10 protein-coding genes are annotated in these 13,573 nt (G+C 46.8%); 9 read left to right on the top strand and 1 reads right to left on the bottom strand.

Annotated elements, in window-relative coordinates; all coding sequences use genetic code 11:
• Positions 1-172 precede the first annotated feature (172 nt).
• The 9 genes from dsrO to R2S67_RS08360 all read left to right on the top strand — a co-directional run bounded on the left by dsrO (position 173) and on the right by R2S67_RS08360 (position 11,311).
• Complete coding sequence (gene dsrO, locus R2S67_RS08320; RefSeq protein ID WP_317343223.1) at positions 173-940, top strand: sulfate reduction electron transfer complex DsrMKJOP subunit DsrO; 768 nt, start codon at positions 173-175, stop codon at positions 938-940.
• The gene (gene nrfD, locus R2S67_RS08325; RefSeq protein ID WP_317343225.1) at positions 937-2,067 is read left to right on the top strand and encodes an NrfD/PsrC family molybdoenzyme membrane anchor subunit; all 1,131 of its coding nucleotides are present in this window, start codon (positions 937-939) and stop codon (positions 2,065-2,067) included. Before dsrO ends, nrfD begins: the two co-directional genes overlap by 4 nt.
• A 17-nt stretch (positions 2,068-2,084) precedes the next feature.
• Positions 2,085-5,177: a tetrathionate reductase subunit A gene (locus R2S67_RS08330; protein WP_253651828.1), complete on the top strand. Its 3,093-nt coding sequence runs from the start codon at positions 2,085-2,087 to the stop codon at positions 5,175-5,177.
• A 208-nt stretch (positions 5,178-5,385) separates the two neighbouring features.
• Positions 5,386-5,949: a c-type cytochrome gene (locus tag R2S67_RS08335; RefSeq protein ID WP_180766580.1), complete on the top strand. Its 564-nt coding sequence runs from the start codon at positions 5,386-5,388 to the stop codon at positions 5,947-5,949.
• 8 nt (positions 5,950-5,957) lie between these two features.
• The gene (locus tag R2S67_RS08340) at positions 5,958-7,007 is read left to right on the top strand and encodes a c-type cytochrome (protein ID WP_253651827.1); all 1,050 of its coding nucleotides are present in this window, start codon (positions 5,958-5,960) and stop codon (positions 7,005-7,007) included.
• A gap of 309 nt (positions 7,008-7,316) precedes the next feature.
• On the top strand, positions 7,317-8,648 hold the full coding sequence (locus R2S67_RS08345; protein ID WP_006742665.1) for a paraquat-inducible protein A: 1,332 nt from the start codon (positions 7,317-7,319) through the stop codon (positions 8,646-8,648).
• Entirely contained in the window at positions 8,641-10,287 is a 1,647-nt protein-coding gene (gene pqiB / locus R2S67_RS08350; RefSeq protein WP_253651826.1) for an intermembrane transport protein PqiB, read from the top strand. The genes R2S67_RS08345 and pqiB overlap by 8 nt, the downstream gene beginning before the upstream one ends.
• On the top strand, positions 10,287-10,865 hold the full coding sequence (locus R2S67_RS08355; RefSeq protein WP_046874433.1) for a membrane integrity-associated transporter subunit PqiC: 579 nt from the start codon (positions 10,287-10,289) through the stop codon (positions 10,863-10,865). The genes pqiB and R2S67_RS08355 overlap by 1 nt, the downstream gene beginning before the upstream one ends.
• Before the next feature lie 206 nt (positions 10,866-11,071).
• The gene (locus tag R2S67_RS08360; protein ID WP_005397103.1) at positions 11,072-11,311 is read left to right on the top strand and encodes a hypothetical protein; all 240 of its coding nucleotides are present in this window, start codon (positions 11,072-11,074) and stop codon (positions 11,309-11,311) included.
• A gap of 65 nt (positions 11,312-11,376) precedes the next feature.
• Here R2S67_RS08360 and R2S67_RS08365 read toward each other — a convergent pair whose 3' ends face one another.
• A complete protein-coding gene (locus R2S67_RS08365; protein WP_317343229.1) occupies positions 11,377-13,215 on the bottom strand; it encodes an extracellular solute-binding protein in 1,839 nt (612 codons plus the stop codon).
• Positions 13,216-13,573: the final 358 nt, after the last annotated feature.

Below are 13,573 nucleotides of genomic sequence, written 5' to 3' on the forward strand. Positions count from 1 at the left end.
TCGAATCGTTCCTTCAAGAGAGTACGACAAGAATAACAGCTACCTTCCCTAAACCACATTTGTTTTAGATCAAGTTTGATCTGGGTATGTGGAAATCCACAATATAAGCCTCGCGGTGCATTTCTCACAATGGAATCAGTCAATTCAAATACAACAAAAAAGCAGGTGAGTTATGGATTCCACCAAACGTCGCTTTCTCAGCGCGGTCACAGCCGGAGCCGCGTTAATTCCAGTCGCGGGCATTGGCACGGCAACCGCGGGAAACATTATTCGAAATAACCAGTCCGCCGACCGAAAAGGACAAGTGGGGAAACGTTATGCAATGGTGGTGGATTTGCGAAAATGCGTCGGCTGCCTGGCTTGCACCGTGGGTTGCAGCATTGAGAACCAAGCGCCTATCGGCCAGTTCCGGACCACCGTAAAGCAATACGAAGTCACACTGGATGACGGTTCGAAAGCCACGCGAGAAGCAAAGGCCTTTATGCTGCCTCGGCTTTGTAACCACTGCGAAAACCCACCTTGCGTGGCTGTGTGTCCGGTTCAAGCGACCTTTCAGCGCGAAGATGGCATCGTCATGGTGGATAACAGTCGCTGCGTAGCGTGTGCGTATTGCGTACAAGCTTGCCCTTACGATGCGCGTTTTATCAATGAGGACACCCTCACCGCAGATAAGTGCACCTTCTGTGCTCACCGTCTAGAGCAAGGCCTATTACCTGCCTGCGTGGAGACCTGTGTTGGCGGTGCACGTGTAATTGGTGATTTAAACGACCCAACAAGCGAGATTCGCCGCTTAATAACAGAGCATCAGGACGACATCAAAGTATTGAAACCCAATGAAGGTACAAATCCACATGTATTTTATATCGGCATGGATGAACGCTTTACCAGCCATATCGACGGGCAGCCAGCTATTTACGACCCACAAGGAGAGCACGCATGAACATCACCGAAGTGTTAGTCCAACCTCAAGCGATGGCATGGCTACCGTGGGCGGTGCAGTATTTCTTCTACATCGGTTCGGCTTATGCGGCCGCTATTTTATTCCTAATCGCCCTATTATTTGAAAAACACACCAGCCACAGACTGCGCGCTGCACTTGTGCTGACGCTGGCCATCGGTGCCATCGTGGGGCCATTGGCGTTAACTGGTGATTTACACCAACCGGGACGCGCTTGGCATTTTTACGCGCACATCACGCCGTGGTCATGGATGTCTTTAGGGTCGCTTTTCTTGCCTGTTTTCTCAGGTTTAGCGGTAGTGACTGCATGGCTGTATCTCCGCCAGGATCTGATCAACTTACGTAATCAGCCAGGGAAAGTACTGCCTCTAATTTCAAAGCTATCACTGGGTGAGTGGGTGCTCTCTCGTAGAGCCATGCTTATGGTGTCTGCCATCACTGTGCTATCAGGCATCACCATTGCAGTCTACACAGGCGCTGAAATTACGGTCGTTAAATCACGCTCATTATGGCACCAACCAGCATCGCCGATTCTTTGGTTTGTCACTGCTTTTATGGGCGCAGTCGGCTTCGCTCTGCTGATTTGGATCTTGCTACCTAGTCAGTCAAAAACGCTGACATCTGGCGATACCAATCTACTAAAGAAATCGGTGGTTACCAGCGGTGTATTGACGCTGATACTGCTACCGATTTGGGCATCTAACAATTCCGCATTTTCACTTTATTCCAGTGAGCAATGGATACAAAACATAGCGCTGCTCACTTTCGTTATTTTGGGCAGCATTACCTTCGCGTTTATGACGATGAGAGACACCAAATCGTCAACAACGTCTCGTATACATCGTGTCATGGGCTCGTTGTGCCTGTCGTTGATCACGTTGGCAAGCGCGTGGCTGATTCGCTGGTTTACCATCATGGAAGTACAAACCATCGCTAAATTTGATGCAGGGCTTTATCCATACCAACTCACTATGGATGGAAATGGTTGGATAGGCATTATCGGCATGCTCGGATTATGGCTTGCACTGGCACTGCTCGGCTCAGAGCTGGTTCAACCAAAACAAAATATCGAAGCAAAAGCCTCATCACTCACCTTAACTGAACGCTAATCAAAGAGGATTTCATCATGGATAACAAACGCCGTCAGTTTTTGAAATCAGGTATTGCAGTGGGTGGGCTTGGCGCATTCGCTGCGGGTTACGCCACCACTACCAAACATATGGTCGAGGGTGCGCTCGAAGGCACCGCAGGAGAAAAAACGCGTGATATTCACCACGGTAACTCGCTTGAACCAGAGTACACGGTCAACAACAAAGGCAACTTAATCCCGAATCCAAATCAGCGCGTCGCTCCATCCATGTGCTTTGGCTGTTGGTCACTGTGCGGGTTGCGTGTGCGCATTGATAACCGTAACGACGAGATTTTGCGTATTACTGGCAACCCATATCACCCATTGTCTCATCAGCAACACATTCCGTTCGAAACTCCAGTCAAAGATGCTTATTTAAGTTTGGCAGGAGAAGCGGGTCTTGAAGGTCGCTCCACCGCCTGTGCTCGTGGCAATGGGATGCTAGAAATTCGCAACAGTCCGTACCGCATTACTCAGCCGCTGAAACGAGTAGGCAAACGCGGCGAGGGGAAATGGATTCCGATCAGCTACGAGCAATTGATAGAAGAAGTCGTAGAAGGCGGAGATTTATTTGGTGAAGGCCATGTTGATGGCTTGCGCGACATTCGCGATTTAACAACGCCCGTTGATCCTGAAAACCCAGAATATGGCCCGAAAGCCAACCAACTGTTAATGACCAACGCCGGTAACGAAGGCCGAGACGACATCTTCAAGCGCTTCGCGTTCAACAGCTATGGTACGCGAAACTTTGGGCACCACGGTTCGTACTGCGGCTACGCATTTCGTGCTGGCAGCGGTGCATTTATGAATGATCTGGATAAATTTGCCCATTTAAAACCAGACTTCGATAATGCCGAATACATCATCTTTATTGGTATGTCACCTGCTCAAGCGGGTAACCCTTTTAAGCGTCAGGCGCGCCAACTCGCCAATGCGCGAACAGAAGGCAGCTTGGAATACACCATCATCACGCCAAGTTTGCCTGCGGGTTCATCAAGCTTGGCGGCAGGTGACAATAACCGCTGGATACCAATCAAACCAGGCACCGACTCTGCCCTCGTGCTTAGCATGATCCAATGGATCATCGAAAACCAACGCTACAACAAAACCTTCTTGGCGCAGCCGGGCGCGAACGCGATGAAACGAGCAGGCACCGCGCACTGGTGTAATGCGACACATCTCGTGATAAGCGATGAGCAGCACCCGAGAAACGGCACGTTTTTACGCGCGTCGGATCTGAACCTGCCATTCGAAGGCGAAGCGTTGTCTGACTCCGATCCGTACGTCATCGTGGATGATCAAAGCGGCGAATTTGGTCTTCATACCCAAGCTGAGGAAGCGGCCCTTTTTGTCGATAAAACGGTTTCGCTTGCATCAGGCGAAGTGCGAGTAAAATCGTCTCTACAAAGGCTCAAAGAAGAGGCGTTTAAATACAGCCTTGCGTTCTACAGCCAACAATGTGACATCCCTGTTGAGCAAATCGCAGAACTAGCGAAACGCTTCACAAGCTATGGCACAAAAGCGGTGGTCGATACCCACGGTGGCAACATGCACACCAATGGGTTCTATAACTCGTTTACCATCATGATGCTCAATGCGTTGATTGGTAACATAAATATGAAAGGCGGCGCTATGGCCAAAGCGGGTGGCTACCCAACTTCCGCTGCGGGTCCTCGTTACGACTTCACCAAATTTGCTGGCAAAGTCGGCCCGAAAGGCGTCTTTCTGTCACGCAGTAAATTCCCATACCACAAAACCAGCGAATACAAACGTCGCGTTGAGGCTGGTGAGTCTCCGTACCCTACTCGCGCACCTTGGTATCCGTTCGCCGCGCCACTGCTAACGGAGCACCTGTCTGCGGCTATTGATGGTTATCCATACCGCGTTAAAGCGTGGATCAACCACATGGCAAACCCAATGTATGGTGTACCCGGTTTGAAAACGCTGCTGGAAGACAAGCTTAAAGATCCAAAGCAGCTCGGTTTGATTGTATCTGTTGATGCGTTCATTAACGAAACCACCGCATTGTCGGATTACATTGTGCCAGACACCGTTACTTACGAAAGCTGGGGTATGGCAACGCCTTGGCACGACGTTCCGGTGAAAACCGTCACCGCTCGCTGGCCGATTGTGGAAGCGCGAACAGAGAAAACCGCCGATGGTCGTTCGATTTGCTTAGAAAACTTTTTGATTGATGTCGCCAAGAAAATGCAACTAGGCGGCTTTGGTGACAACGCGATTCAAGATGCACAAGGAAATTGGCACGCTCTCCATCGCGCCGAAGATTTCTACTTACGCTCTGCGGCAAACTTGGCTTATGTGAAAGGCGGCGTGCCTGAAGTTTCGGCAGAAGACATTGCGTGGTCCGGCCTAGAGCGTTTAATGCCAGCCATGCAGAAGACGCTGACAGCAGATGAGATGAAACGTGTGGCGTTTATTTTTGCTCGCGGTGGACGCTTTGAAAATGCCAGCGAAGCGTATCAAGGTGAGCAGATGAAGCATAAATGGACACGACCAGTTGCGATATGGAATGAACGTGTCGGCAGCGCAAGAAACACCATGACCGGTGATTTCTACACCGGTTGCCCAACATGGCATCCACAAAAGCTGGCCGATGGCACACCAATGGAAGACCAGTTCCCAAGCTCAGAATGGCCATTCAGCCTGACGAACTTTAAATCCAACATTCACAGTGCGGTATCCAACCTATCGCCAAGGTTGAACTCGATCAAAGGCGTAAACCCAGTGTACATCCATCCAATCGATGCCGAGCGCGCAGGCATTAAAACGGGTGATGAGTTTGTTATCGAGACTCCATCTGCAAGCACCATAGCACTTGCGATGATAGTCAGCGGGATTCGCCCCGGCACACTCGGATTTGAACATGGGTTTGGCCATACCGAGCTAGGACAACGCTCACATTGGATTGGCGATAAACAGCAACCTGTAAAAGCGCGCAGCCAAGATGGCGTCAACATTAACGACATTGGCTTAATTGACCCAACCAGAGAAGGCAAAGGCGTGTTGTTGGATTGGGTAGTGGGCGCTGCGGCGCGTCAGTCCCTGCCAGCCAAAATACGCAAGGCGTAGTAGACAACCAAACCTGAAGAGCTGCCATTTAGCAGCTCTTCACATCCTCTAAATATGTGGAAATCCACAATACCTTTCCTTATTGACAAGGCCGACAATATCGTCCCAGTGACTACCAAGTAGCACTTGGACATATTAATAACAATTAAAGTGAGTCAGCATGTCAAAGATTCTTCCAGTGGTGACAGCCTATTTGCTAGCCACCACTATGGGCGCAAGCGCCTCGTCTATTCCGGAAAAAGCCAGCGTGTGTAGTGGTTGTCACGGCCAAGATGGCATGGGACAGCCAAATATCGCCCCGATGATCGCTGGTTTAAACGCAAATTATCTCAACACTCAAATCGAACTATTCCTTAGTGGTGAACGCCAAAACGTAGTCATGCAAGGCATGGCGAAAGAGCTTAGCGATCCTGCCGTTCGTAAAGAAGTCATGGATTACTTTGCTAACCTCCCGAGCTACGAGTTCACTAACCCAGAGCAACGCGGCGACCAAGCCGACATTCGTAACCCGTATCGTAAATTAATCTTCCAAGGTGATTGGGATAGAAACATTCCAGCTTGCGCGACTTGTCATGGAGCCAGCGGAATGGGCGTCGACAAATTCCCTCGCCTCGCAAGCCAACATGCTGATTACTTAAAAACGCAATTGATGGCATGGAAAAACGGCACTCGCAGTGGTGACCCGCTCAATATGATGGGTACTATCGCGAAAAATCTCACTGACGAAGAGATTGAAAACCTTTCCTACTACTTTGCCTCATTACGTTACTAGGAGCAGACATGAAACGTTTCTATTCTTTGTTCGCATTGCCTCTCATCTCTGCTACTTTGGCCAACGAGCCACTACCGGATCGTCAAACTGAACTGCCAGCTGTGAAAAAAGAAAATCATGGCGAATATTTGCAACCTCGCGATCTGAGTAAAATTCCAAACACCGCATTTGGTGAGCAAGTAAAACGTGGTTACTCGCTCTTTGTTAACTCGCAACAGATGCGCGGCAAATACGTTGGCAATGAGCAAAACTGTGTGAACTGCCATATGGAAGCAGGACGAAAAGCCAATGCAGCACCGCTGTGGGCGGCGTACATGGCCTACCCGGCTTATCGCAAGAAAAACGATCGCGTAAACAGCTACGCAGACCGTATTCAAGGTTGCTTCGAATACTCCATGAACGGCAAAGCCCCCGCTTACGACTCACCCGAAATTGTTGCCCTCAGCGCTTACGCTTATTGGTTGGCAATGGGTGGATTACTCGATAGTTATGGTATGAGCGATGAAGCGGTGCCAGAGCTAGATGCTAAAGCGTTGCAAGTTGGTGGAAAAGCAAAAGACTTCCCGCTGCCAGAAGCCATCGCGCAAGCATTACCAATTGAAGAACGAGGTAATCTCTCTGGACGTGGTTACCCAAAAATCGCCGCCCCTGAGCAAGAACCATCACCAGAGCGAGGCGCACTGGTCTACGAAAAGAACTGCGAAACTTGCCATCGCGCCGACGGCTCGGGTATCAAAGGCACCGACGGCCATTCATACATTCCACCACTTTGGGGCGAATATTCGTATAACTGGGGTGCAGGTATGCACCGGATTAACACCGCGGCCTATTTTATTTACGAAAACATGCCGCTTGGGAAAAGTGTCCAGTTAAGCAAACAAGAAGCGTGGGATGTCGCGGCATACGTCAATAGCCACGAGCGTCCACAAGATCCTCGATTTAAAGGCAACGTGAGCGCAAACGCAGAGAGATATCACCAACATCAAGGCTATTACGGAAAAACACTTAGTGGTAAGCAAGTCGGCTCGAATGCTTTCAAGAGCGGTACCGTCGAGTAAAAGACAACCGTTCATCTTAAATACCAGTGCTCCCACCTCCCTGCTCAGGCTCTCTGGGCAGGGTTGTTTTACTCTCCTGAAGCAATCACTGCCCCCCCCCCCTCCAAACCAGCAACGTTAAGTGGTTTTCGGCTTCCAACATACCAATCTTCGCAGTAAAATAATGCGCCAAACGCGACTTTGTTTATATCTTAGAGCTTCCATATACTATGGTGCCAAAAGTAAGAAACTCGTAAACTCCTGAATCAAAACAAGCGTGTCTAATGAAAAAAGAGTATTCTTAGGACAAATGAATCCAAAACCTACCCGATGAGTATTCAACCTAATTCCCGTCAGTTAATTTCATGCGAAGAGTGCGGCCTTGTTGTTCGTATTCCCGATATCGATCAAGGGCAAAAAGCTCAATGTCCTCGATGCGCGCATTCTCTGACAAAAGTGAATGCTAAACCCTATCAAAGCGTGATCGCCATTTCATCGGCATGTTTGATCATGTTGGTGTTAAGCATTTCTTTCCCTTTTATGTCGTTCAGTGTGCAAGGGCTATCGCAAGAAATCACCTTATTGCATGCAGCCAAAATGCTGGCTGAATTTCAAAATGTACTTTTAGGTGTGTTGCTTCTCGCAACGGTCGTCGTATTGCCTGCTATCTATGTCGGTCTCATTCTCTTTCTTCATCTCGAAGCATTAAAAGCGCGTAAACATACGCCATCCAAAAAACAGCAACGAATGGCGAAAGTTTTATGTCGCCTTCTGTTTCGAGTCGAACCCTGGCTGATGGTCGATGTATTCTTGATTGGCGTATTAGTCAGCTTAATTAAAATCGCTTCTCTGGCAGACATTGGAATGGGGACTTCATTCTGGGCGTTCTGCGTTTATACCGTACTGGTAGTCAAATGTATTTCTATGGTTGACAAAAGCTGGCTCTGGGGACACTTCATTCCAGCCATCGTGCTGCCCGATGTAAATGAGGGCGATACACACCATAACCACAACCATATTGGTTGCCATACATGTCACCAACTCAACCCAATTGAAGCGAAAAAGCACCAATACTGCATTCGTTGTAAAAGCCCTATTCATAAATACAACCCAGCAGATAATTTACAAAAAGCTTGGGCGCTTTTGTTTGCGTCAGTCATTTTCTATATCCCAGCGAACCTCTACCCAATGATGTATACCGTAAGCCTTGGACATTCAGAAGGTTCAACTATCATGGAAGGGGTAATACTGCTTTGGCATTTAGGTTCTTACCCTATTGCGATGGTAATTTTCTTTGCTAGCGTATTCATTCCAATGGCGAAAATGCTGGCACTCGCGTGGCTGTATTACAATGCGCAAAAAGCGCGATATCTTCCTCCTGAAGAAAGTATTTCACGCTTAAAGATATACCGCTTAACTGAGTTTATTGGTCGTTGGTCCATGATCGATATCTTTGTCGTTGCCATCTTAGTTGCACTGGTTCAGTTGCAAAACTTAATGGCGATTTATCCAGGCCCTGCTGCGCTCTCTTTCGCGGCAGTGGTCATTTTCACTATGCTTTCTGCAATGATATTTGACTCACGTTTGTTGTGGCAGTTGCCACAAAACGAAGTGCAGGAGCCGATTTCTGACAACTTAAACGAGAAAGCCAAATATGAGTGATGAGAACAACGTAACCGCTCAAATAAAACCGCAAAAGCAGATTTCTGCAATCTGGATTGTACCGATCCTTGCGCTAGCCATGGGAGCGTGGATGCTGTTCCAATACATCAACAGTACAGGCCCACAAATTACTCTCCAACTACCAACCGCAGATGGGATTGAGGTTGGCAAAACCGAGATCCGAGCATTGAATGTAAAAGTCGGACTGATTACTGAAGTTACTCTCAGTGAAAACTACGATCACATCATCGCTAAGGCGCAGATGAATAAAGACGCGAAGCGCATGCTGCGAAATGACACCATGTTTTGGGTGGTGAAGCCTCGAATTGGCCGTGATGGTGTTTCAGGTTTAGAGACCTTGCTCTCTGGCGCTTATATCCAACTTCAGCCGGGTAAATCTAAAGTAGAAAAGGAGCACTTTACGGTATTAGATGTGCCACCGGTCGCTTCTCCTGATGCAGAAGGCCTGCGTCTTGTATTAACGCACCGCGAAGCTGGCAAACTAGGTGTTGGTGACCCGGTTATTTATAAAGGCTTTACCGTTGGTCGTGTAGAGAAAACCAGCTTTGATGTTGATACTCGCAAGGCGCTGTATCAACTCTTTATTTTCAAACCTTATGACAGCTTAGTGCGCACTCGTACTAAGTTTTGGCTGAATTCTGGTGTTGATTTACAGCTCAATGCCGAAGGGTTTGAAGTTAAGTTTGGCTCGCTAGAGAGCATGCTAACGGGTGGCGTTACCTTCGATACCGTTCCAGGTCTTGAGTCCGGCGAACTACTCACAGAAGACATGGTTAACTTCCGCTTGTACGATGATATTAAGCAGCTGAGAGAAGGCATGTACGATGACTACATTGAGTTCGTCATGTTATTTGATGAATCGGTACGTGGCTTAAAAGCGAATGCGCCTGTTGAGTACCGCGGTCTTCGTATTGGTACCGTAACGAGAGTACCGATGCGTTTACCAACACCAGAAGAAAACTTCTCTGCGAAAAAAATTCCTGTTTTGGTGCGCGTTGAGCTCGGTCGAGTGTACGGAGATTTAGAATCCCAATCTTTATCTATGTTCAAAGAGAAGTTGAAGGAAGAGTTTGCTCGCGGTCTCCGTGGCACCTTAAAGACTGGTAACTTGTTAACTGGCGCGCTTTATATTGATGCAGACTTTTACCCTAATGATGATCAGTACGTTCCAAGTGAATTTGAAGGTTTAGATGTTTTCCCAACCATGCGTGGTGGTTTTGCCCAAGTCCAGCGCCAAGTCAATGACTTCCTAAATAAGATTAATAGCTTACCAATGGAAGAAACGCTTAACTCTCTCAATTCAACGTTAAAAACGTCGGAAAAGACGTTGGCGTCAGCAGAACGTGTCGCGGACAGTATTGATAAACTTTTAAATCAAAAAGAGACTCAAGAGATCCCAACAGATATTCGCCAAAGCTTGCAGCAGTTGCAAAAAACACTCGATGGTTATGGACCAAACTCAACCATGTACAATGAAATGGAAGCCACGCTCAAAGAACTAGAAAGCGTGATGACAGAGTTTAAACCCGTACTTAAACAGCTAAACGAAAAGCCAAACTCTCTCGTGTTTGGAGAAGATGAAATCAGTGACCCAATCCCAGTTAAAGGCCAAAACTAATGAAACGAGTATTCTTTTTGTCTATCGCGCTATTTGTCGGTCTAACGGGTTGCAGTAGCGCTCCAGAAACTAAAGGGGCTTTGTACCTTCTACCTAAGGCGGAACCAGTGACTCTGAGCTCTTCTGATATCTCACAGCGCCCTACTTTAGTTGTTCGTCCAGTAAAACTGGCAAGTTATTTAAACGACAGTGGTATCGTTTACCGAACCTCTGAGACTCAAGTTATCCAGGCAAGAAACAATCAATGGGCGCATAGTATTTCCGAGCAAATCACTCAGAGAGTCGTCACAGAACTACGCCACAAACAGACTCATTACTGGCCGACTGAAATGAACAACCTGTTGGATCAAAATGGTGAAGCCAAACTACAGCTTACGTTAAATAAATTTAATGGTAGCTACAAAGGCAATATCGAAATTGAGGGGGAATGGTTACTCATCAATGCTGAAGGTAAGGTAGAAAACAGTGCACCAATACAAATCTCTCAGCCTCTACAGGACGAAGGCTATGGAGCACTTGTCGACGCACTGTCCGTCGGGTTGGAAGAACTGACTTCGGACATTGCCAAAAAAATCTAAGATCGATGTTAATTACAGGGAAGCAAGTTGCTTCCCTTTTTGTGCTGCGAGAAGTTTTTCGATCGAAATAGATGTAGATAATCAAGCGAGACAAATTGATCTTAGTCAGACTGCAATCCGTTCTTTGGTGCTACTCTACGGCAAAATATAAAGCCCCATCCTATGACCTTATGTAGAGGTCTTGTTGATAAGGTTCTTGAGTAGCAATGTCGATTAACATTTCCGATTTAACCACCGCCCTAAATAAGGTGGAGCATATTCATAAAGTTCAGCTTGAAAATGTGCATCAGTTCTTTAAAGCAAACGAAGCTTTCTCGGTAAAAACGTTCAGCCAACTTATATCTAGTGACTCACTTGATGAGCGATTTAAAACCATCGACAAGGCCTTCTCTTTGCTTGGTGATGTGAAAACCTACCTTTTAGAAGCGTCTTACTTAGTTAAGTAAAAATAAAAAAGCCCCTGTAACTTAATTACCGGGGCTTTCATTTTTATCGCCGCTAAGTTGTGGAGTTACAACTTGTAGCGATCATCAATAACCGTTGTCTCTGGGAAGGTTTTACCCTCGTCCATCGCTTCCTCAGTCTCTTCTTTTACTTTGCTATCGATCCAGAAATTACCAATATCCATTGGATGAAGCACCCATTCTGTCGCTTTTGTCATGCCATCTTTAGGAATTTTAACCCAGCGCCAATGTGCAACTCGAGAATAAGGCACCATGTATCCAGGAACGATGATATTCGCTTTGCTGACATAGTTTTGGATTTGATGCGATAAATCGTAACGCTTCTCCTGATCAAACTCAGAGTCATAAGCTTCAATCAACTGGTCCAGCTCAGGGCTGCTGTAGTTGGTGTGGGCATTCGTTTGTGGTCGATTCGCATTATCCGAGTGTAGATATTCCCAATACGCAGGAATCTCACCAGAACCCATATTCAAGAACGCTAACTGATGCTTTTTCTCAAGAATGTATTTAAACGCAGATGAACCATCAACCAAGTTTAACGTGAACTCAAGACCTGCAAGTTTCGCTTGCTCTTTTAAGTACGCAATACGCGGTGTCCAAGAGTTGTATCCGTAGGTGATAGCAAAGCTCAAGCGTTGGCCCTTGTCATTGACACGAATACCGTCTGCGCCAACTTTGTCAAAGCCCGCTTTTTCGAAATGTTTAACCGCCGTATCGGCATCAAACTTAGGCGGTGTATTGTTAGGATCATCGTATTCGCCATGACCAAAGCCGAGTCCATGTGGTTTACGTGAATAATCTCCACGCATGATATTTTCAATCATGCCGTCATAGTCAGTGGCTGCCATAACGCCTTTGCGCACTTCTAGGTTATCCAACATCGGCATCGCGGTGTTCATCCAAAGGCCACCAGCGCCTTGTGGTGCTTCGTTAAAGCCCCAGTACTTTTGGATATAGCCTTTTTTGTACACATCACTATCGGTTTTGTCATGCCAAAAGCTTGGTAGCACCATCTCAAAGTAGTCCAAGTTGCCTTTCTCAAAGTGCTTCATGGCAATATCAGGATCGCGAATCACCTTAATGCGGACTTTTTCTACGTTGTAACGGTTTTTATAGTAGCGGTTGTTATACCCCCACCAATCTTCGCCCACGTGTTTGAATGTCACGCTCTTACCTTTCTTCACTTTATCAATGTAGTAAGGCGCCGCAGTTGGCTCAGATTTAAAGTTGAACTTCCTGACGAAGTTATCAGGCATGCCATCGTTATTTGCGTCCTTTTCTCCTTCAAAGAAGTGTTCCGGACGAGGCTGAAAACCATTACTCGGCATGTTAATCATAACCATGAGCGAGTCATGACTTTGAGCTACAGCAAGATTGACTTTGATCGTGTAGTCGTCAATTTTTTCAACACCAACAACGCTGTTCGTGAAGAAGTCGTTGTACCACGGGTCGATAATGTCTTTTGACGTGTAGTACTTCATCATAAAGACGTAATCATCTGCCGTAATTTTTTCACCATCTGACCACTCGGCCGTTTCATCAAGCTTAAAGAATACGGTTTTGTTGTCCTCTCCAAATGCCCATGACTTAGCAAGTTGGGGGATCCATTTACCAGTATTTGGATGACGCTGAGCAAGCTTTGGTGAACCATCCATTAAATATTGGCGCAAGCCGGAGTTCGCATCTGGACCAACACTTCGTAATGTCTGAGGAAAGCTCTGAATGTAAGTACGATAAGTACCACCTCGTACCGCTTCTTCAGAGGCGAACAGAGGTTCATTGTTATTTGAAATCCATTCTATATCAGCAGGTAGCTCTGCCGCACTCAGTTGAAAACTGGCAGCGGTCAGTGTTGCAAGTACTGAAAATGGCAGTTTTTTAGTCATGTTTCTTCCTTGTTGTGTTTGCGATTAAGGTCGTAGCAAGGAAGACGGAGTGTGAAAGCTGCAAATAGAAAATACGCAGATAGGAAATAATAGGAGCGTAATATGAAGTGACTTCCTGCCAGCTTCTATATTAATTTCAAAGAGTTTCACTAGGTCATCCTAGACCTTACAACGCAGTGAATGCATCTTCGCCATAGTATTCTTTAGGCTTTTGTAACGCAAGTCATCAATAATACATGGTCGCATTTTCTATACATCACAGTGAGTTATGTTACAAAAGTGTGATCGATATAGTACCAAGCCCTACTTTCCTCATAATAAACCGTAGAACCTTTATCCGAATAAGATCCCCCCTACA

The organism is Vibrio sp. T13N, from assembly GCF_032970445.1.
GTDB classification, from domain to species: domain Bacteria; phylum Pseudomonadota; class Gammaproteobacteria; order Enterobacterales; family Vibrionaceae; genus Vibrio; species Vibrio diabolicus.